Origin of the sequence: Streptomyces sp. NBC_00358, assembly GCF_036099295.1 — a bacterium.
Lineage (GTDB): Bacteria > Actinomycetota > Actinomycetes > Streptomycetales > Streptomycetaceae > Streptomyces.
Genome location: NZ_CP107976.1, coordinates 1026028 through 1046897, shown reverse-complemented (window position 1 = coordinate 1046897; position 20870 = coordinate 1026028). Strand labels below are relative to the sequence as shown.

Below are 20870 nucleotides of genomic sequence, written 5' to 3'. Positions count from 1 at the left end.
GTTAGCCTGGACGGGAGGGGGAGGCTCGGGTGACGGCCCAGAGGAGGCCGGTATGGCCGGTACGGCTCATGTGACTTCTGGGGCCGGAGCGAGCGACGGGACCCGTGGTGCGCCCGCTGGACCGGGTGGCACCGGCACTCCGCGGTATCTGCCCATCGCCGACCACGGTCTGATCGGCGACCTGCGCAGCGCGGCCCTGGTCGGCACGGACGGCACCATCGACTGGTACTGCTGCCCGCGCTTCGACGCGCCCAGCGTCTTCGCCTCGATCCTGGACGCCGACCGGGGCGGCTGCTTCGAACTCGCCGCCGACGTCCCCGCGCGTACGAAGCAGTTCTACTTCCCCGATACGAACGTGTTGATCACCCGGTTCTTCGCGGACGACGGGGTCGGTGAGATCCAGGACTTCATGCCGGTCGTCGACGACTCGCGCGAGGCCCGTCGGCACCGGCTCATCCGCCGTGTGGTGTGCGTCCGGGGAACGCTGCCCTTTCGCGCGCGGATCGCACCCCGCTTCGAGTACGGGACGGTCGCGCACACCGTGCGGGTGGAGTCCGGCCAGGCCGTCTTCACCTCACCCGCGCTCACGCTGGCCCTGACGTCCACCGTGCCGATCGAGGTCGCCGGACAGGATGTGTGGTCGCTGTTCAAGCTCCACGAGGGGGAGACCGCGGTCTTCGCCCTCGACCAGATCGACGACGAGACGAGTCCGCGTTTCTGTGCCGTGACCGAGGCCGAGAGGGACTTCAACGCCACCGTGCGCTACTGGCGGCACTGGCTGTCCCGGTCGCGGTACCGAGGCCGCTGGCGGGAGATGGTGCACCGCTCCGCCCTCACCCTGAAACTGCTCACGTACGCCCCCACCGGCGCCATCATCGCCGCGCCGACCACCAGCCTGCCCGAAAGGATCGGCGGCGAGCGCAACTGGGACTACCGCTACGTGTGGATCCGTGACGCGGCGTTCTGCGTGTACGCCCTGCTGCGTCTCGGTTTCACCGACGAGGCCGAGGCCTTCATGGGCTTCCTCGCCGAGCACGTCCAGAGCGACCTGCCCGAACGCGTCGGCCCGGACGGCCCGCTGCAGATCATGTACGGCATCGACGGGCGCCGTGACCTGCCCGAACGCGAGCTGACCCATCTGGAGGGCTACCGCGGATCCGCTCCCGTGCGCATCGGCAACGACGCCGTGGGCCAGCTCCAGCTGGACATCTACGGAGCGCTGATCGATTGCCTCTACCTCTACGACAAGTGGGGGCAGCCCCTCTCCAGCGCCCACTGGGACACCGTCAGCGGGCTCGTCGACTGGGTGTGCGACAACTGGGACCAGCCCGACGAAGGGGTGTGGGAGACCCGCGGGGGCCGCAAGCCCTTCCTGTACTCCCGTCTCATGTGCTGGGTGGCCATCGAACGGGCGATGCGGCTGGCCCGGCACCGCGGCCTGCCGGCCGACATCATCCGCTGGGGCGAGGTCCGCGACACGATCTACCGGCGGATCATGACCCGGGGCTGGTCCAGCACCCGCAACGCCTTCACCCAGACCGAGAACAGCGACATCCTCGACGCGTCGCTGCTGATGATGCCGATGGGGAAGTTCATCTCCCCGACCGACCCGAAATGGCTCGCCACCCTCGACGCCCTGGGCGAGGACCTGGTCTCCGACTCCCTGGTCTACCGCTACGACCCGCAGGCCAGCCCCGACGGACTCAAGGGCGAGGAGGGCACCTTCTCGATCTGCTCCTTCTGGTACGTCGAGGCCCTGACCCGCGCGGGCCGGCTCGACGAGGCCAGGCTCGCCTTCGAGAAGATGCTCACGTACGCCAACCACCTCGGTCTCTACGCGGAGGAGATCGGCCACACCGGGGAGCAGTGCGGCAACTTCCCCCAGGCCTTCACCCACCTCGCTCTGATCAGCGCGGCCTTCAACCTCGACCGCAAGCTCGGCTGACGAACGATCCGGACACCCGGCTCAGGGCGCCGTGAAGAGTCCCGGGAAGCGCGGCGCGAGCCAGGGCTTGCGGCCCCGGACGAGGATGCGGCCGCGGGCGATCGGGCCCACCTGTCCCTGGCGGCCGAGTGCCATCAGCAGGAAGGTGACGGGTTCGATGGAGATGGTGCAGTCGGGCCCGGCCGGCGGCTGCGGGTCGACGGTCAGTACGCCGTCGGCCAGCGTCACGCCGAACCGGCCGCCGCCCCACAGCCGTATGGCGTAGCGGGCGTTCATACCGGCGGTGCGGAGCGGATCGGTCACCCGTGGCATCGCCGTGAGCATGAACGGCAGGGTCAGTCCCACGCGGGTCCGGTCGATCATGTGCGCCCGGCCCAGCGCGCGCGCCAGATCGTAGCCGTGGCCGAGCATGTGCGTGAGGAGATACGACCCCAGCTCCTGCGGGCTCATCGAGCCCAGCGGAGTGGCCACCGGGCCGTCCGCCGTTCCCTGCTCCAGCGCCTTCACACAGGCGTCGGCGTGCTCGACGATCATCGCCGCCAGTGGTTCGGCAGCCCGTTCCGGGAACTCCGCCAGCGACCGCTCGTTGGCCCCGGCGAGGCTGTCCGGTGTGCCGTCACCGTAGGGGCGCGCTCGGCCGGCGGCGAGCTCCGCCATCAGCTCGTTGGCCAGGGCCAGGTGTGCCGCCGCCTCGCCGACGTTCCACTCCGCTCCGGGAATCCGGCGGTCCATGTCGGCGTCGGCCCGCAGCAGCGCGGCGATCTCCTCGGCGGTCTCGTGTATCGCCGCACTCAGCCCTTCGGGCAGCGGCCTCCGCACGTCCTGCCCCGCCACTGCGTCCACGTCGTCGCCTTTCCTGATTCCTGCCGGCCCGCCTCGGAGCGGGCTGCGTGCAGTCCGTGCGAGGCGAGGCGTTCTTGCCCACCGGGCGTACAGAAGATCAGGCAAAGAGGGCAGCGACAAGACCCTGAGCAGCGCGAACGCGTCAGGACGGAGGGACTCCGTGGGCAAAGCGGGCATTCGGGCCCCGCGCGCCGTGTTGTCGGGTGCTGCCATGGGCGGGCGGCAGGACCCCGGCGCTCGCTCCTCCCCGTGGTGCCGGTTCAGGCGGCCTCAGCGCGAGGGCTGCGTGATGACCCGCTCACCCTCGCCGTGCGGTTCCTCGAACTTGGCCAGGTAGCGATGGAGCAGGTTCTGGTCCACGCTGACGGAATTCGCCCCGTCCTGGCCGTTGCGGATGGTCAGGCGGCGCTCCAGCGTCTGCCGGTCGGCCTTGAGGTGGACCAGTTCCCAACGGCAGCCATGGCTTTCGACCAGCGCCTTGTAGTCGTCGCGGGCGGCGCGGCTCCAGAAGCTGTAGTCCACCACCGTGTCGCGCCCGGCCAGCATCAACTCGACCAGTTCCCGCCGCTGCTCGCCGCGGACCTCTTCCTTGAGCCGGTCGAAATCCGCCGGGTCCAGCACGAGGCCGGCGTCGCGCTGCCCGAGACGCCGCCAGACCGCCTCGTCGATCGACAGCCGAACCCAGCCACGTCGCACCAGTTCCATCGCGTAGGTGGTCTTGCCCGCCCCCGGAAGGCCGCACATCAGAACGACCGTGCTCATTCGCTGGGTCACGGAGTCAGGGTAGTGGCGCGGCAGGCGCGGACTCGAACCGGCCAAGGGCGAACGCACCGAGGGGACGGCGCCGCCCGGACTCGGGTGACGTCGTCCCCTCGGGGTCACGGCTCGGCGCGAGGCCTGAAGCCGATGGGACCGACGGAGCCGGGCGGGGCACCCCACGGGCACCCCGCCCGGAACCGGCCGGGTGTCAGCAGGGGCCTTCGTCCTGCCACGGACCCCAGTCGACGCCGGTCGGCGTCTCGTTCTGGGTCCACCACTTGGCTTTCCAGTTGTGGTTGTTGTACGAAGCCTCGTTGCCGGCGGTGTAGACCGTGCTCGAACTCCAAGCCGTCTTGCAGCCGCTGCTCGGCGGCGTGGGAGTCGGCGTCGGGGTCGGCGTGGGCGTCGGGGTGGGAGTGCCGGTGGGCGGGGTCGCGCCGGCGAACTTCACCGAGTACTTCGCGAAGTCCCAGGAGTTCTGGGCCACGCTGGAGCAAGTGCCCGACGTGCGGCCGCCGTTGTCGGCGGGGGAGCACTGACGGTCCCGGTTGAGGGACCAGAAGGTGAAGCGGTCCATGTTGTGGCTGGTGGCGAAGTCCAGCACCGTCTGGAAGTCGGCCTGGGAGAAGTACTCGCCACTGTCGCTGCGGCCGTTCATGCCCGAGAAGCCCTCATGGGCGTACGCGGTCGCCTGGTCCCAGCCGAAGGTGGACTGGAGGATCGAGTTGAAGTTGGCGAGCGCGCTGGTCTGGGACGCGGCGCCGTTGAAGCCGCCGTCGAACGGCATGATGGAGAAGTTGTTGGGCGTGAAGCCCTGCGACTTCGCCTCCAGCAGCATCTGCTTGCCGAACCAGCCCGTGCCGTCCGCCGTTCCGGGCGTGGTGACGGACACGTACAGTCCCGCGTTGTTCTGCTGCAGGATCTTGGCGGCACCGATCTCGTTCTTGATGGCCGCGGTGTTCTCGTACTCCGGCTCCTCAAGGTCGAAGTCGATCGCGTGCAGGCCGTACTTGGTGATGACCTGCTGGTACGCGGCGGCGGTGGAGGCCGCGTCCGAGCAGGTCTGGCCGAGCTTGGTGCCGCCGTAGCCACCGATGGAGATGGAGACGTCGCCGCCCTTGGCGCGGATCGTGTTGATGACCGACTGCACGGCGGTGTCCGAGGAGACCGCGTTCGTGCCGCCCCAAGTGGGTGAGCATCCACCGCCGTTGGGGGCGAGGACGAAGGCGAGCTGGAACGCCTTGAGACCGGTGGCGTCCATGATGGCGGCCGCGTCCGGCGGGTCGTTGTCCAGCGGCATCAGGTAAGGGGCGGCGGCGTACCACCGGTTGCTGAGCGCGCTGGTCGCGCCCGAGGCGCTGCCCGCGACGAGCGCGGTAGTGCCGACCGCAGCCAGGCTGACGGCGGCTGCCGCGCCCAGACATGCGCGAAGACGTCTCACTGTGCCTCCAGAGGGGTGGGGGAGCCCCAGCTTCCGGTCCTGTCGCGATCACGTCAATATGGTTGGACTAGACCAGGCAGGCCTTTGGACTAGACCAGGCAAACTCTTTACCCGGCTGACGCTCCCTTCTCGTGCCTTGTGGGGCGCGAGGGGGCGATTCGCTCCTCGCGGGCTCCTCGCTCGTGGCTGGAGCCGGCCCGACTCGGCCGCACGGCTGGACCGGGGCCGGTCCAACTCGGCTGTCCCGCTGGGCTGTTGTCAGTAGGGCAGGCCCTCGGACGCCGCGTGCAGGGCGGCGTGCATGCACGTGGCGAGATCCGCTTCCGAGGCCCGTTCCTCGTCGGCGAAGCGCACGGCGAAGTCCTCCGCCGCCGCGCGCAGCGCGCCGTTCACCGTGGCCGCGTGCACCTTCACCCGCAGGTCGTCGGCGCTCCTGCCGGAGCGCCGGGCGAGGAGTTCGGTGAGGACGGGCAGCGCGTCGTCGTGCGCCTGGAGCCAGACGGCGCGCAGCGCGGGCTCCGTGGGGGTCATGCGGATCAGGTCGAGTACGGCGGGGTCGGCGGAGGGCAGTCCGCCGTGCCGGCAGGAATGGGTGAGGAAGTCCAGCAGGCCGGTCTCCGGCGGCCAGTGCCGCAGTTGATCCGTGGCGGCGTCAAGTCCCGCCGTGAGTAAGGGGCGTACGCAGCTCTCCTTCGTGGGGAAGTGGCGCCACAGGGTGCGCGTCGAGACGCCGACGGCCTCCGCGATCTGGTCCCCCGTGGTGCCGGTGACGCCCTGTGAGACGAACAGGCGGACGGCCTCGCGGGCTATGTCGAGGCGGAGGGCCTCCTTGCGTCGTTCGCCCAGTGACGGCCTCGCGGCCGTCGTGGCCCGGTCTGCGGGCGCCGCGTCGCGCACCGTTGCCACCACCCCTGTCTTCTCGACCGTCGGCAGCATAGCGAGTCGCTCGGAAATGACGTGCGCAGACATCTTGTCACTGAGTGACATCCGCTCCTACTCTCCTGATGTGACTCGGGAGTAACTAACGGATGTCGCACGGGACTTCGACGTCCGTCGCTGCCGAGCACGGATACCGGAACAAGGCAGTACAGGACAGGACAGGACGGCGGAGCCGCAGCCACGAGCACCGGGCTCCGCCGTATACAGAACCCTCAGGACCACCGCTTCGCCCGGCGTCGTACGACGTACGGGCGGGCGCCGCACTGCGTGCCGCCCGGCCGACGGCGCGCGGGCGGTGCCGTCGCCTCCCCATGTCCGTGATGCGGGCGAATGCGGTCCCGCCCCGCCCAGCCCCGCCCCCGTCCGTCGATCCACGCTGCCCTATTCCCCCGCTCCGGCCCGGGACCACCACCAGAAGTCCCCGGTGGCGGCCCCGGCCTGCGCCCCAGCCCGAACCGGTGTCACGCCATTGACGCCGTCGGCCGCCCGCACGACCCCCACGTTTTGACGAAGCAGGGAGTGAGCCGCATGGAACGACCCCACAACCCCCATCAGCCGCATCCGGCGTTCAGCCGACGTCCCCACCCGGAGCGGACTTCCCCCGCCGTGCGCCCGGGTCCCGCCGCGCCGAACCGCGGCCGCCTTCTCCTCGCCACCGCCCTCGCCGCCCTCGCCTGCCTGAGTGTCCAGGCGATCCCCGCGGCGGCCGCCGGTGCGAGCGACGTGGTCTCCCGAGGCGTGACCATTCCCGCGTTCTACACCCCGCCCGCGAACCTCCCCTCGGCCGACGGCGCCCTCATCCGCAGCGAACCCCTTCCGCTCGCCCTCAGCCTGCCCGGCCTCGACGGTCCGCTCCCCGGCACCGCGACCCGCCTGATGTACAAGTCCACCGACTCCAACGGTCTGCCCGTCGCGGTGACCGGCGCCTACATCGAGCCCTCCGCCGCCTGGAAGGGAAGCGGCCCGCGCCCCTTGGTGGCCGTGGCCCCCGGCACCATGGGCCAGGGCGACCAGTGCGCGGCCTCCATGGGCCTGCAGAGCCCGATCACCCTGAACGGCCAGACGGTGTCGGTCGGTTACGAGGACCTCGCGATCTACCGGCTCCTGGCCTCCGGCACGGCGGTGGTCGTCACCGACTACGCCGGGCTGGGCGCGACCGACCGGCTCCACACCTATGTCAACCGCCTCGACGGCGGTCACGCACTCCTCGACGCCGTCCGCGCGGCCCGCTCGCTCACCGGGGCGTCGGTCACCTCCGCCTCACCCGTCGGCCTCTTCGGCTACAGCCAGGGCGGCGGCGCCAGCGCGTCCGCGGCCGAACTCCAGCCCTCCTACGCCCCGGACGTCACGCTGGCCGGCACCTACTCCGGAGCACCGCCCGCCAACCTCACCGAGGTCATCAAGGGCATCGACGGCAGTGCCCTCGCCGGCGCCCTGGGCTGGTCCCTCAACGGCTTCATCCAGTCCGACCCCGGCCTGCGGGCCATCGCCGACGCCGACCTCAACGCCGCCGGGAAGGCCGCGCTGGACGACCTGTCCACGATGTGCGTCGGCGACGCGATCCTCGGATACGCGTTCAAGAAGAGCACGTCGTGGACGACGAACGGCGAGTCCGTCAGCGAACTCGTCGCGAGCACACCGGCGCTCCAGGCCACGATCGACAACCAGCGCATCGGGAACCTGAAGCCGACCAGTCCGGTCCGCGTGGCCACCGGCATCCAGGACGACATCGTCCCGCACGCCCAGGCGCGCCAACTCGCCGTCGACTGGTGCCGCAAGGGCGCCGACATCACCTACGAGGCCATCAACCTGCCGAACCTCGGCGACGGACTGCTCACCAACCACGTCGCGCCCCTCATCACCGACCAGGGCGACGCCATCTCCTGGCTGACCGACCGCCTCTCCGGCAAGCGCGCCACCTCCAACTGCTGGACGATGCCGCTGCAACCCTGAGTCGCCGAAGCGCGGGCCCTTGCGCGGATCCACCGCGCCGGGGCCCGCTGGACACCGAAGGGCGCCGCACGCGCGGGTCCGCCGGACACCGGAGAACACCGGACCCGGGGCCCGCGACGACGGCGCGCCGGAGCCGGACCGTCCGCATCGAGCGCTGTCCACGGGGTGGTGCCGCCCGTGCCGGGACGCGAGGATGCTCCCTCGCGTGGTGCTCGCCGCCGCGGACGGTCTCCGGAGCGGTTCTCGCGGACCCCGTGCGGGGGAGGGCTGCGGCGTCCGCACGCCGAGGAGCGAGGGAGGCCCCGATGGGTTCACACGCGGCGCCCGGCCGGCGCGGGCGGGCACTGCTCATGCCTCTCGCTCTCGTCCTGCTGGCCGGCGCCCTGTTCTGGATTCCCCGCGCCGACGGAGCACCGCGCCCGGCGGACGCCTGCCACAACGCGGGTACGGTCCTGCCCCGCGGCGACTGCGGGCCGTTCTGGCAGGTCCTCGCGGAGGACTTCAACGGCGACCGGGTCCCGCTGGGCTCGTTCCGCGACTGCGACCACCACGTCGACACGTCCGCCGCGTACTGCGGTGGGCTGAGCGGCACCTACCGCGACAACTGGTGGGCGTATCCCACCGGTTGGCGTGACACGGCGAACGACCGGGGCCGGGACGTCGTGGGCGAGTACCACCCCGAGGACACCGTGAGCGTGGGTCCCGGCGAGAACGGCGACGGGATGATGCACATCCGGATGTGGCGCCCCGAGGACGGCGGCCCCGTGCACGCTGCGGCACTCGTGCCCCGTGCCGTGATGCAGATGGCGTACGGCAAGTACAGCGCCCGTATCAAGGTGACGAAGCCGGCCCCCGGCTACAAGTCCGCCTGGCTGCACTACGGCGCCGGCTGCGAGATGGACCATCCCGAAGGAGAGTGGACCGGCACCGTCACCGCCTTCCACCATCCGTGCGGAGGAGGACGGCAGGGCTACTTCCCGAGCGGCGACGACTGGACCCACTGGCACACCGTGTCGACGGAATGGACTCCCGGACGGGTGCGCTTCTTCGTCGACGGACGCCGGATCGGTGAGGACACCCGCGGGGTTCCCACCGCACCCCTGTCCTGGGTGCTGCAGAACGAGAGCGCGCTCGAAGGCCCCGGCGCGGCGCCCGGCAGCAGCGCCGAACTCGACGTCACCTGGGTGGCCGCCTACGCCTACGGGTGGAAGTGAGCGGCCTCGCGCGTACGACCGCGGAACGGGCCCGATCACGGGAAGCGGCGAACACCGCCGCCGAGCCCGTCCACCGGGGCGGGTCCGATCCGAAAGACAAGCGGCCGCAATCGCTCAATGGGCGCCTATTAGAACCAAAGCACCGTGAACCGGCCCGGACGTTTCTAGGATCGCCTCCTGTTTCTCAGCATCCGGGAGCCCCGCGTGCCGCAACCCCATCGGACGGACGAACCCGATCTCGTCCTCCCCAGCGGTTTCGACGACATCGTCCGAGTGATCGACCGCTATGTCGTCGACCGGCGGCACGGCATCCCGCGCGGGCGGCAGAGCTCACGGCACCGGCTCCCCGCACTGCTGCTCACCCGCGAGCCGCCGGCCGACCCGGCCGCGGAGGGCGCGACGGCGGCCGGTGCCGCGACGGCCTACAGCGGCCGCGGCGAGCCGGATCCCGCCCTCTCGGCGCTGGTGCACGTCTACCACCACCGGCTGGTACGCCTCGGCACCGGGGAGACGGGCCACCTGGCCAGCCTCGCGCCGCATGCGCTGGTCGACGAGGAACTGCTCGCGTGCGAGCACCCCGGGGAGGACGGCGGGAGGCAGGACGGCCCGCACGTACGCCTGCTGGACCGGGTCGCCAGACAACTGCGCGTCACCATGCCGGACGGTTCCGGCACCCTGCGCATGACCGAGTTCGACGCCTGCCTGTCGGTGCTGCGCGCCGTCGTCGCCGAGGGGGACGTGGCGGACGAACGGCGCGCGCTGCGCGACAGGATCTACGACAAGTACGCCTGGAAGTTCGGGTTCGCCGCTGAGGTCACCGCTCTCGGCGACGAACTCGGCGCCCGGCAGTGGTCGGCGATCACGAAGCTGGTGACCACACCACTGGCCTGGCTGTGGCGGTGGTCGTACGGGGTACGGATCGACCGCGGGGCGCGCTTCCGGTGGGTCGGCGGGATGCTCGACGAGCCGGGGCGCAGCTTCCTCAACGCCGCGATGTCCCTGCGCGACGCCCATCTGCGGTCGCGCGCCCAGGACAGGGCCGACCAGGGAGCACCGGCCGACGCGGGTACGGCGGCCGCCTCGGCCCGCTCCGCCGCGTCCGCCGTATCGGCCCGTGACGAGGCGGTGGTCCGGCAGGTCCTGCTGACCGCCCTCATCCACGACCTCGCGCGGGCGGCCCGCCCGCCGGTGTGGAGTGTGCGCAGGCCGCGGCGGCAATGGCCGTTCGTCCTGCTGCTGCCGACCGTCGGCGACGACGATTCCCCGAGCCGCAGACTCCTGAACTCCTTCTCCGCGGTCTCCGAGGACCTCGGGACCTGCCCGCTGCTCGTGCTGGGCGCCGCCACCGCGGACATCCCGCCGTACGCCGTCGGCCTTCCCCGGCAGGACCCCGCATCCCAGGGCATCCCGTCCCAGGCGACCCGGCACACCACCGAGGGCACGACCGCCCGCGCCGTGGCCTCGCTGCTCGCGGCGGGCGCCGCCGGACAACCGGTCGAAGCGGTGCGTGCGGTGCCGCTCTCCCGCGTCCGCGACAACGGGACGAGTGCCGAACGGCCCTGCGTGCAAAGGGCCGTGCGCTCCCGCGACCGGCGCCCGGGCGACTGGCTGCGTCCCGTGGTGGCCGCGCTGGCCGTCACAGCCGTGGTCGCCGCCGGACTGTTCCAAGGACTGCGGACCGGCGCGACCCACGCCGGCGCCGGGACGAGCGCGGTACACCACGCCACCGACACCTGGTGTCCGCGGGTCAGCACGGGCGAACGCGTCGGGATCACCGACGGCAGCGACACCTGCGAACTCGCCCACGGCCTGTACGCGCCCGAACTGCGGTCACTCGAAGCCCGACTGGGACGCCAGAACGCGCGCGTCGACCTGACCAAGCCCTATCGCACCCTGGTCTTCTTCGCCCCGCTGAGTGTCGGGTCCGCGTCACGCCGGACCGTGCCCACGGGCTTCCAGATGCTGCGCGGCGCGCTGCTCGCCCAGAAGGAGGTGAACGACCTCAACCTCAAGTCCCAGATGCCGATCCGGCTGCTCGTCGCCAACGCGGGGGAGTACTTCGCGTTCGGATCGCACGGCGGACTCAACACGGCCAACCACTCCGGTGTGGATGTCGCCCACATGATCGTCGACCGCATCCACCGGGACCACATCGCCGGTGTCATCGGCCTCACGCAGAGCCGCCCCGAGTCCCTCCAGGCCGCCATCGAACTCGACGCCCAGGGCGTCACGGTCCTCGGTACCGGTGTCTCGGGCCAGCCCATGGTCGACGGCGACTCCCCGGTGTCGTACTTCCAGCTCTCGGCGCCGGACGCACGGGTGGCCCGTGTCATGGCGTCCTTCGCCCGGCGCTCACCCCGTCTGGCGGCCCTCACCAAAGTCGCCCCGGGGCACACCGCGCCCGCCGCCGTCCTGGTCTTCGACCCGCACGACACGTACTTCAGCGCGGATCTCAAGAAGCGGTTCACCGACGCCTACGGTTCGGCGGCACAGGTCTACCCGGTGCCGTACGGCGAATCGGGCAACGACAGCCAGACGCCTTCCGTGGCGGCCAGTGTCTGCGCGCTGATCCGCAGGACGGACGGCTTCATCCTCTACGCCGGCCGGTCCAGTGTCATGTACGACCTGTTCTACTACCTGCAGGGCGACAAGCAATGCCGTACGCACCAGGGCCGCGTCGCCGTGCTGGCCGAGAGCGCCGCCCCCAATCTCGTACTGCACCCGGAACTGATGGCGCGGGAGTACGGCTCGCTCAGCCTCTTCTACAACCAGTTCAGCCTGCCCGACGCCAAGGGGCCCTTCGCCACCAACTTCCGCGATTCCTACGGGGTTTCCTCCGACAGCGACGGCGCCGCCGGCTATGACGCGGTGAAGGTGTTCTTCCAGGTCATGAACGAAATCGCGGTCACCGACCCGCAGTTCACCCCCAGTGCCGTCGTCACCTTCCTCCAGTCGACCGGAGTCACCGACTATGTGGGCGAGTCGGGGATCATGACCTTCGGCAAGGGACACAAGTACCCGGTGGACAAGGAGGTCGACATCCGGGAGATCACCGGGGACGGCACCAGGATCACCGACCTGACGTGCGGAGCCGTGGCCGCGAAGGAGGATCCGGTGACGCACTGGGGGCCCTCGGGGAACTTCCTCTGCCCGGAGGACGACTGAGAGCCGCGCCGCCCCACGTGCCGCGGCGCGCGGCCTCGGACGCGTGACACCTGACCTGCCGCCGTACACCGGATCTCCTGACGGTGTACCTCCTCGCCGTGCCCGGACTACCTGACTCCGCTCCCGAGAAAGGGGGTTGAGAACGCGCCATGCCGCCGGCACGAGGCAACCCCCGGGCTTCGCCCTCCGTCCTCGTGGGACGGGGGAGCGCTTCGGGACCAACGGGGCGACCGGGGTGAACGCCGACCAGGAGGAGAAGGCCTTGTTCCGTGTCCGGCGCACAGGAGTCGTCGCCGCTGTGTTGTGCGCGGCGGTCGCGGGATCGCCAGGATCGACGCAGGCGCAGGAGAACACCGCCGGCACCGCACAGTCGGCGGGACACGCGTCGGCCGCGGCCGTGCGGGGCCCACTGCCCGCCGGGTGGAGCGTCACCGGCGGCGGAGCGGCGCGCCAGTTGGTCTGGCGCTCGGACCGTCCGGTGCCGGTCACCGATTCCGGCGTCGCGTTCTATGCCGGGGACCGGTTCCTCGGCCGCCCCGTCGGCGCCCCGGACGGCCGCTCCTTCCGGCTCGCGCTCGGTCCGGCACCGCTCGGGAAACCGTCGGACCTCCAGGCGCGGACCGGTGAACGGCGCCTCGACGCGGCGGGCGGCGAGCAGAATCGGCCCGCCGGGCAACGCCCCGGACTCACGGCCCAGCCCTCGACCCGGCTTCCGGCCAACGCGGTTGACCCCGGGAAGCCGGGCACCTACCGGACGGCGACCGGTGACTACGCGCTCGCCCCGGTCCGGTTGCCCGGCTTCCCGCAGCCCGTGGAGATGCGTGCGGTGGTGGTCGCGCCCACGGACGCCCCGGGACACCGGCCCCTGGCCCTGTTCCTGCACGGCCGCCACGCCACCTGCTACACCGGCCGCGGCGACGAGACCGGCGGCGAATGGCCGTGCCCCGCGGGCGCGAAGCCGATCCCGAGCTACCGGGGCTACCTCGCCGACCAGAAACTGCTGGCCTCGCAGGGATATGTGACCGTGTCCGTCGCCGCCAACGGCGTCAACGGACAGGACTACGCCGCGGAGGACGGCGGCGCGCAGGCCAGATCGTCCCTGGTGCGGCAGCACTTGGCCCGCTGGGCGGACTGGTCGGCGCATCCGGCCGCCGCGCCCGCGATCGTACGGCGGACGGCGGTCGCCGATCTGTCGCGCGTCCTGCTGGTCGGCCACTCGCGCGGTGGCGAGGGCGTGAACCGGGCCGCCATGGACAGCCTGTACCGCGCCCCGGCCGACCAGGACGGCTACCGCGGACCGGTGCGCTGGCACATCCGCGGCACCGTTCTGATCGGCCCCACCGTCTTCGGGCAGAACCCGACCCCCGACGTGCCGTCCGCCACGATCCTGCCCGGCTGCGACGGCGATGTGTCCGACCTCCAGGGCGAGATGTACGCCGACGCCACCCGCGGAGTCAGCCGCGGCGCCGCCCTGCACAGCGCCGTCTACCTGGTCGGCGCCGACCACAACTTCTTCAACAGCGAGTGGACACCGGGCCAGGCCGAGGCCCCCGCGGAGGACGACTTCTGGAGCGGGGACCGCCCGGACCGGGTGTGTTCGCCGGGGGCGGCAACGAGGTTGACGGCCCGTCAGCAGCAGACCGCCGGCGCCACCTACATCGCCGCGGCCGCGCGGCTGTTCGTCGCCGGTGACGACCGGGTACGGCCGCTGCTCGACGGGTCGGGGCGCCGTGCGCCCTCCGCCGGACCCGCGCGGGTCCTCACCCACGCGGTCGGCGCCCACCGCACTCCCGCCTTCCTGCCGGACGGACCCGTCTCCACCACCGGCGGCCGGCTGTGCGAGGAGGTGGACGACGACACGGCGGAGGCCTGCCTGGGCACGGGTACGAACGGTGTCTCACCGCACTTCGCCCGCTGGGAGACGTCGGCGGAGCCCGGCCGGCGTGCCGTGGCGCTGCGCTGGACGGCCTCGGGCTCCAGGGTCCGGGTCGGCGCGGCGAGGCCGGTCTCGATCGCCGGCTCCGAGGCTCTGGCGCTGCGCCTGATCGTTCCGCCGAACACCCGGGACAACCGGCTCGACATCGCCCTGGCCGACGCGTCCGGCCACCGGGCGACCCTCGGCCGCGTCCACCTCGACGGGCTGCCCGGAACGAGCCGCACCGCCTCCTACTGGGGCCAGGAGGTCCGGCTGCCCCTGGCCGCCGCCACCCGCGCGGGCGTCGACCTGCACCGCGTCACGGCCCTGGAGATCGTCCCGCGCACCCCGTCCGGGCAGGCGTGGCTCATCGACTCGTGGGGATGGCGCCCCGGCACGCCCGTCGTCCGGGCCGCGGCGCTGTCGCGCGTCGATCTGGGCCGCCTGATCGTCAAGGAGGGCGACGCCGGCGTCCGGAGCTATCGCGTGCCCGTGAGGGTCACCGGGCACGGGAGCGGCACGGTCCGCCTGTTCGTCGTCGATCCGGACACGGGCCGGACCGCTTCGCGCGAGGTGAGCGTACGGCCCGGGGGCACGGGACCCGAGGTGAGGGTCGAGGTCCGGGGCAACACCCGCTTCGGCTACGACGTCTCGCACGACGTCTTCGTCAAGGCGGTCCACGGAGCGGTGATCGGTGCCCACCGGGGCGGTGTCACCGCCCTGAACGACGATCCGGTACCTACGCTCAAGGTGACCCCGGCCGCCGCCCGCGCCGCCGAGGGCAGGCCCCTGACCTGGCGGATGTCCCTCTCCTCGGCGGCCGACGCGGACATCCAGGCCGACCTCGCCGTCCTGCCGTCCACCGGCGGAGCCGAACTGTCGACGACCGACGTCGATCCCCGGTGGCTGCGGCAGAACTCCGGCGAGGAACCACTGCCGTCACGGCCTCTCTCCCAGGTGCGCGGGCTCTTCCTCTTCGCCGAGGTCCCGGCCGGCCGGACCAGCACGGAGATCACCGTCCCCACCCTCGCGGACGCCGTGACCGAGCCCGAGGAGACGGTCCGGCTGCGAGCCACGTTCTCCGACGGGAGCGGTGCCACGCACGATGGGCCGGAGTTCACCGGCACGGTGTACGACCCCGCGTAGCCCACCGCACGAGCCGGTCCGGAACCCCTGGCGACCTCGGAACCCCTCGTGCGTCAGAACTCCTCGTGTGTCATGGGGTCGCCGCCGAGGCGCCGCCGCGGACGGTCCGTGACGGCCGCCATCTCGGCGGCGGTCAGCTCGAATCCGAGGATGTCCAGGTTCTCCCGTTGCCGCCCGGCGTCGGCGGACTTGGGGATCGGGACCGCCCCGAGCTGGGTGTGCCAGCGCAGTACGACCTGGCCCGGTGTCACGCCGTGCGCCCCGGCGATCCTTCCGAGCGCCGGATCGTCCAGGAGGCTGCTGCCGCGGCCCAACGGGCTCCAGCTCTCCGTGATGATGCCCTTGGCCGTGTGGAAGGCGCGCAACTCGTCCTGGGGAAAGGCCGGATGGAGTTCGATCTGGTTCACCGAAGGCATCACTCCGGTCTCGTCCTCCAGCCGGGTGAGCTGGTCGGCGGTGAAGTTCGAGACGCCGATCGCACGCACCAGGCCCGCGTCGCGAAGCTCGATCATCGCCTTCCAGGAGTCCACGTACCTGTCGACGCGAGGCAGCGGCCAGTGAATGAGGTAGAGATCGACGTGGGACAGACCGAGCCGGCCGCGCGACTCCTCGAAGGAGGCGAGTGTCTCGTCGTGGCCGTGATGCCTGCCCGGCAGCTTGGTGGTGACGACGATCTCCTCGCGCGGCACATCGGCACGGGCGATGCCCCGGCCGGTGCCGGTCTCGTTCCCGTAGTTGGTCGCCGTGTCGATGAGCCGGTAGCCGATTCCGAGCGCGTGGCTCACCGCCTCCTCCGCCTCTGCGTCGTTCATCGGCCAGGTGCCCAGGCCGACGGCCGGGATCCGCGTACCGTCGTGGGCCGTGCGGGCCGGGATGCTGATCACGGGGGAGCCTTTCCGAATGCGCGAGGGGACCCTCCCATCGTGCACGGACGCCGCCGTCGTGGCGACGCGGGCACGCCTCCCGGAGTGACGGTCCGGAGTGACAGTGTTGTCGAGTTCGTTGCGCGACCCCCCCTCCAGCGACCCCCGGATCGACCTTCCTCGTCACCATCAGTCAAGGTTCAGTGGCACTCCGACCGGTTCGTCGCGATCTCGGGGCCGAGGGTGAACAGCGTCTGATCACTGCCGTGTTGGCAGTAGGCTCAACCTGCTGCGGCGCCGCCCCGATGATCACTCCTGCTCGGTAGGGCATTGACCCGCGGTGACCGACAAGATCCCAACTGCGTGAGGATGAAGCACAAGTGCTGATAGCGGGGCGGTATCGGCTGCACACGACCCTCGGGCGGGGCGCGATGGGGGAGGTGTGGCGGGCCTACGACGAGATGATCGGCCGGTCCGTGGCCGTCAAGCTGCTCCTCTCCCAGGACGCCGACCCGACCGCCGCGGCCCGGTTCCGTCTGGAGGCCCAGACCGCGGGCCTGCTGAACCATCCTCATGTGGTGGGCGTCCTGGACTTCGGGTCGTACGAGAACCGGCTCTTCCTGGTGATGGAGCTGGTCGAGGGCGACAGCCTGGCCCGGGTCCTCGCCAGTGCCGGGACGCTCACCGCCGAGCGGGTCGCACAGATCGCGGCCCAGGCCGCCGCGGGTCTGGCCGCCGCGCATCAACAGGGCATCGTCCACCGGGACATCAAGCCGGGGAACCTGCTGCTGGACGCCGGCGGGAGTGTCAAGATCGGCGACTTCGGGATCGCCCGCTTCCTGGACGATCCGGCGGGCGGTCTGACCGCGACCGGGCAGATCGTCGGCACCAGCCTGTACCTGGCTCCCGAGCGGGCCCTGGGCAAGACCGCCGGGCCACCGTCCGACATGTACTCCCTCGGCTGTGTCCTGTACCAACTCCTCACCGGGCGACCGCCGTTCCAGGCCAACAGCCCTGTCGCGGTCCTCCATCACCACCTCGACACCGCGCCCACGCCGCCCCGGGAGCTCGGCGCCGACCTGCCGCCCGCCTTCGAGAACTATCTGCTGGGGCTGCTCGCCAAGAAACCCGAGGACCGGCCCACCGCGGTTCAGGCGGCCGCCTGGTACGGAACGGGAGCCTGGAAGGGGCGCCCCGAGCCGCTCCCGGCCGCGATGCCGGAGCCGGGGCGCCACCGGCAGGACCTCAGGGCCACCGGCCCCGCGACCACGTACGCCCTGCCGTCGGTGGCGCGGGACGGTTCGGGCGGCCACCGGTCGCGGCGGCGCCCGCGTCCGGGGGTCGGCGAGCTCCTCACCCATCGGCGAAGAGCCGTGGGAGCCGCCGCCGGAGCGGTGGTCTTCGTTCTGGCGGTACTCGTGGGCGTGGCCTGGTTCTCGCCGGACAGCAGCTCCGCGCAGACTCCGCAGCCCGGCTCGACCGGCGCGGTGGACACCTCCTCGCCCGCGGCCTCGGAGCCGGGGGCGTCTCCCGCCCGCTCGTGACCGGCCGCGCGGGTGTGACCGGGGGTGCCGCCCCGGATTCCCGTGTCTGATTCCCCCGCCGGAAGCCGGAAGCCGGAAGCCGGAAGCCGGAAGCCGGAGGCGGCGGTCGTCGGAGTCGGCTCGCCCGGCCGCGTCGAAGGTCGTCGGAGGCAGGGGCGTCGGTAGGCCGGCGACGCCGAGCAGGGTCGGGCCCGTCTGCGCCCGAGACGCCCCGGGCACGTGTACCGGACATGCGCGGAAGCGCACCCCAGGGGCCTTCGACGTGCTGTGCGGCCAGGGCGTCGCGAATGGCCTCGTCTCCGCCCGGCTCGGCGACCGGCTGTCGAAGATCTGGCTGGACGGCCGCGTCAAGGCCACCCTGAAGGACAGCACCGCGCAGATCGGCGCACCCGCCGCCTGGGACAAGGGCTATGACGGCAAGGGCGTCAAGGTCGCCGCCCTGGACACCGGTACCGACTCCCACCACCCCGACCTGGCCGGACGGGTCGGCGCGTCGCGGAGTTTCGTCCCCGACGAGACCACCGAGGACGGACACGGCCACGGCACCCACACCGCCTCCACCGTCGGCGGCAGCGGGGCCGCCTCGGACGGCGCGGAGAAGGGCGTCGCGCCCGGCGCCGACCTGCTGATCGGCAAGGTGCTCTCCGACGAGGGCTATGGTCAGGACTCCGCGCCCCGCCAACGGAGGCACCTACTGGTGGTCGCAGCGCCACTCCAGGGCGCCACACTGGCGGTGTCGTACGACGACGGCGCGACCTGGACACCGGTCGGAACCGACGGCAAGTCCGGTACCTGGACCGCCCGTTACGACGCCCCGCACCACGGCTACGTGTCGCTCAAGGCCGAGGGCTGGGACGACGCGGGCAACCGGATCACCCAGGAGGTGATCCGCGCCTACGGCCTGAAGTAGTACGTACACGGAGGCTGTCGCCCCGAGCCGTCACGCCGCCCACCCCAAGGCGGCCGATGGGGCGACAGCCTCCGTTCGCGTTCCCCCGGACCTCCGCCGGTCAACGCGCCGGTGCTCACCGGATGTTCCGGAGTCCACGCTGCCCGGGCAACCGGTCCGGGCGCTCGGGCGTCCTCTGGTTGAGGATCCCGCGGGGGAGGCACTGATGGGTCTGGTGCGCACACTGCTGCCGCTGTCCCGGGCGGCGGCCCGGTTGAACACACGTTCGGGGCGGCGGCTGCACGGCGCCGCGCTGATGCGCTGCGTCGTCCCCTACAGGGTGCTGTTGCGGCCTCCGTCGCCGCAACGACGGCTGGCCTGGGCCGAGGAGGCGGTGGCCGTGTGCCGGGCGCTCGTCGAGACGGCGGCCCCCCGGCCGCGACACCGGGACGACCTGGCCCGCAGTCTGGTCCTGCACGGCCACGCGCTGCAGCTCGTCGGCCGCAGCGAGGAGTCCCGCACGGCGTTGGACGCGGCAATGGCCGTACCGGGCGCGCGGTGGTCGCCGGCGCAGCGGGCGTTCCTGCTTCTTCTCCAGGCGCAGGCGCGGTTCGAACTGGCCCGACCGGACGACGCGCTCGGCCCGGCGGAGGAGTGCGTGGCCGCCTACCGCCGGCTTCTTCCCGCACGCCGGGATCGTGCCCTCGGCGGTCTGCCGAGGGCGTTGCGCACGTACGCAATGGTGTTGGCCGCCCTGGACCGCTCCGAGGAGTCCGTGGCCGCCTACGAGGAGTGCGCCGGGCTGCTGCGGACTGTGTCGACAGGGGAACTGGGTCGCGTGGCGCTGCTGCGGGTGCTCGTACTGGGTGAACTGACCAGCCGATTGCGGGCGTCAGGCCGGTACGAGGAGGCGCTGTCCGTCGGGCGGGAGGCGAGGGACGCCACGGACCCGATGATCCTGTGGGCCTTGCCCGACACCGCACGGTCTTCGCGGGTACGGCTTCTCACGGACCTGGCCCGTTGCCTGGAGGCCACCGGAGACCTGCCGGCGGCGCGGACGACCGCGGAGGAAGCCGTCGCCGAGGCCCGGAACCTGGCAGGCCGGGACCGGGGGGCGGGGGAGCCGTCGCTGATCACGGCGCTCGACTGTCTTGCCGACGAGCTCGGTGAACTGGGCGAGTCGGCGGCCGAGTTGGGTGCGCGCCGGGAAGCGGTCGACCTGTGCGCCGCCCTCGCGGCCCAGCGGCCCGACGTCTACGACCCGCTCCTGGCCGCTTGTCTTGAGCGGCTGGCCGACTGCCAGGACGCTTCGGGCGACCGTTCCTCGGCGCTGCGGGCGAGTGAGCGTGGCGTGGCGGCGCAGCGACGCGCCGCGGACCTGGACCCCGCCGCCCATGAGCCGAGGCTCGCCCGGATGCTGGCGAACCTGAGCCGTCTGCGGGGGGACGACGGGGACCTCGACGGCGCCATCGGGGACGCCCGGGAGGCGGTCGCCCTCACCCGCCGCCTGGCCGAGTCCGACTGGCTCGCCCACCACGCCCTGACAGCCCGCCGTCTCCGTCTGCTCGGCCGTGCCCTCCGCCGCAACGGCGACCTCGGGGCGGCTGTGGCCTGCTACGAGGAGTCGGAGAGCATCCTGGCGGCAGCCTCGGAGGCCTCGGAGGCTGCCGGGACCGGCCGCCACGCCGCCGACCTCGGGGGCACCCATATCGGTCTCGCCCGCACACTCGGGGCGGCGGCCGATGCCCACCTGGCCGACGGCCGTACCGACGACGCGGTCCTCGCCCTGCGCTCCCTGCTGGCTCTCACCCGACGTACCGACAGGTCGGACGTCCACGTCCGCTGCGTGGCCGCCTTCGCCCAGGCCCTCGCGGAGCACCGGGACACGGTCGTACCGGCCTGGAGACGAGAGACGGGTGAGGACTTCCCGACGTTCGTGTACCGCTGGTCCGGAACGGGGGGCGAGCGCCGCCGGCCGGAAGTGAACTGAACTCGGGTGGCCGATCGGGCGGATCCACGACAGACCGGGCGGATGGCGCCGCGGAAGCGGAACGCGCCTTCTTAAGTGCGGGTTAAACGCGTCTTAAGTAACCCTGGGCACCCTGTGCTTCCGCAAGTAACCCCAGCTCAGAGCCATTTGGTGTACTCGGACGTCAGTTGGACTCTCAACAACTCGTGCGTAGCATCGGGGCCCACCGGTGCCGTCCACCGCTGGCACGAGAGCGCTCTCATCGATGCGTCCTCGTCGCCCGAA

At 71.9% G+C, this 20870-nt stretch carries 12 protein-coding genes and 1 pseudogene; 8 read left to right on the top strand and 5 right to left on the bottom strand.

What is annotated here, in order from left to right:
* Positions 1–52: 52 nt before the first annotated feature.
* On the top strand, positions 53–1945 hold the full coding sequence (locus OHT01_RS04315) for a glycoside hydrolase family 15 protein (protein WP_328551766.1): 1893 nt from the start codon (positions 53–55) through the stop codon (positions 1943–1945).
* Between the two features lie 21 nt (positions 1946–1966).
* Here OHT01_RS04315 and OHT01_RS04310 read toward each other — a convergent pair whose 3' ends face one another.
* From OHT01_RS04310 to OHT01_RS04295, 4 genes are all read right to left on the bottom strand, one after another.
* A complete protein-coding gene (locus tag OHT01_RS04310) occupies positions 1967–2788 on the bottom strand; it encodes a maleylpyruvate isomerase family mycothiol-dependent enzyme (protein WP_443043352.1) in 822 nt (273 codons plus the stop codon).
* Positions 2789–3058: 270 nt separating this feature from the next.
* The gene (locus OHT01_RS04305) at positions 3059–3562 is read right to left on the bottom strand and encodes an AAA family ATPase (RefSeq protein ID WP_328551765.1); all 504 of its coding nucleotides are present in this window, start codon (positions 3560–3562) and stop codon (positions 3059–3061) included.
* Positions 3563–3755: 193 nt separating this feature from the next.
* The gene (locus tag OHT01_RS04300) at positions 3756–4988 is read right to left on the bottom strand and encodes a chitinase (RefSeq protein ID WP_328551764.1); all 1233 of its coding nucleotides are present in this window, start codon (positions 4986–4988) and stop codon (positions 3756–3758) included.
* A gap of 258 nt (positions 4989–5246) precedes the next feature.
* On the bottom strand, positions 5247–5924 hold the full coding sequence (locus tag OHT01_RS04295; RefSeq protein ID WP_328551763.1) for a TetR/AcrR family transcriptional regulator: 678 nt from the start codon (positions 5922–5924) through the stop codon (positions 5247–5249).
* A gap of 531 nt (positions 5925–6455) precedes the next feature.
* Between OHT01_RS04295 and OHT01_RS04290 the strand changes: the two genes are divergently transcribed.
* From OHT01_RS04290 to OHT01_RS04275, 4 genes are all read left to right on the top strand, one after another.
* A complete protein-coding gene (locus tag OHT01_RS04290; protein ID WP_328551762.1) occupies positions 6456–7880 on the top strand; it encodes a lipase family protein in 1425 nt (474 codons plus the stop codon).
* 305 nt (positions 7881–8185) lie between these two features.
* Positions 8186–9094, top strand: a complete 909-nt coding sequence (locus OHT01_RS04285) for a glycoside hydrolase family 16 protein (RefSeq protein WP_328551761.1) — start codon at positions 8186–8188, stop codon at positions 9092–9094.
* A gap of 204 nt (positions 9095–9298) precedes the next feature.
* Positions 9299–12259, top strand: a complete 2961-nt coding sequence (locus OHT01_RS04280) for a hypothetical protein (RefSeq protein WP_328551760.1) — start codon at positions 9299–9301, stop codon at positions 12257–12259.
* Between the two features lie 262 nt (positions 12260–12521).
* Positions 12522–15320 carry a hypothetical protein gene (locus OHT01_RS04275; protein ID WP_443043513.1) on the top strand — a complete coding sequence of 933 codons (2799 nt, stop codon included), beginning with the start codon at positions 12522–12524 and terminating at the stop codon, positions 15318–15320.
* Between the two features lie 53 nt (positions 15321–15373).
* On the opposite strand, the gene OHT01_RS04270 is transcribed toward OHT01_RS04275, so the two are convergent.
* The gene (locus tag OHT01_RS04270; RefSeq protein WP_328551758.1) at positions 15374–16204 is read right to left on the bottom strand and encodes an aldo/keto reductase; all 831 of its coding nucleotides are present in this window, start codon (positions 16202–16204) and stop codon (positions 15374–15376) included.
* A 359-nt stretch (positions 16205–16563) separates the two neighbouring features.
* On the opposite strand from OHT01_RS04270, the gene OHT01_RS04265 reads away from it, so the two are divergent.
* From OHT01_RS04265 to OHT01_RS04255, 3 genes and pseudogenes are all read left to right on the top strand, one after another.
* Positions 16564–17727: a serine/threonine-protein kinase gene (locus OHT01_RS04265; RefSeq protein WP_328551757.1), complete on the top strand. Its 1164-nt coding sequence runs from the start codon at positions 16564–16566 to the stop codon at positions 17725–17727.
* Positions 17728–18052: 325 nt separating this feature from the next.
* A pseudogene (locus OHT01_RS04260) lies at positions 18053–18397 on the top strand (S8 family serine peptidase); the annotation flags it as partial.
* 445 nt (positions 18398–18842) lie between these two features.
* Complete coding sequence (locus OHT01_RS04255; protein ID WP_328551756.1) at positions 18843–20606, top strand: hypothetical protein; 1764 nt, start codon at positions 18843–18845, stop codon at positions 20604–20606.
* Positions 20607–20870: the final 264 nt, after the last annotated feature.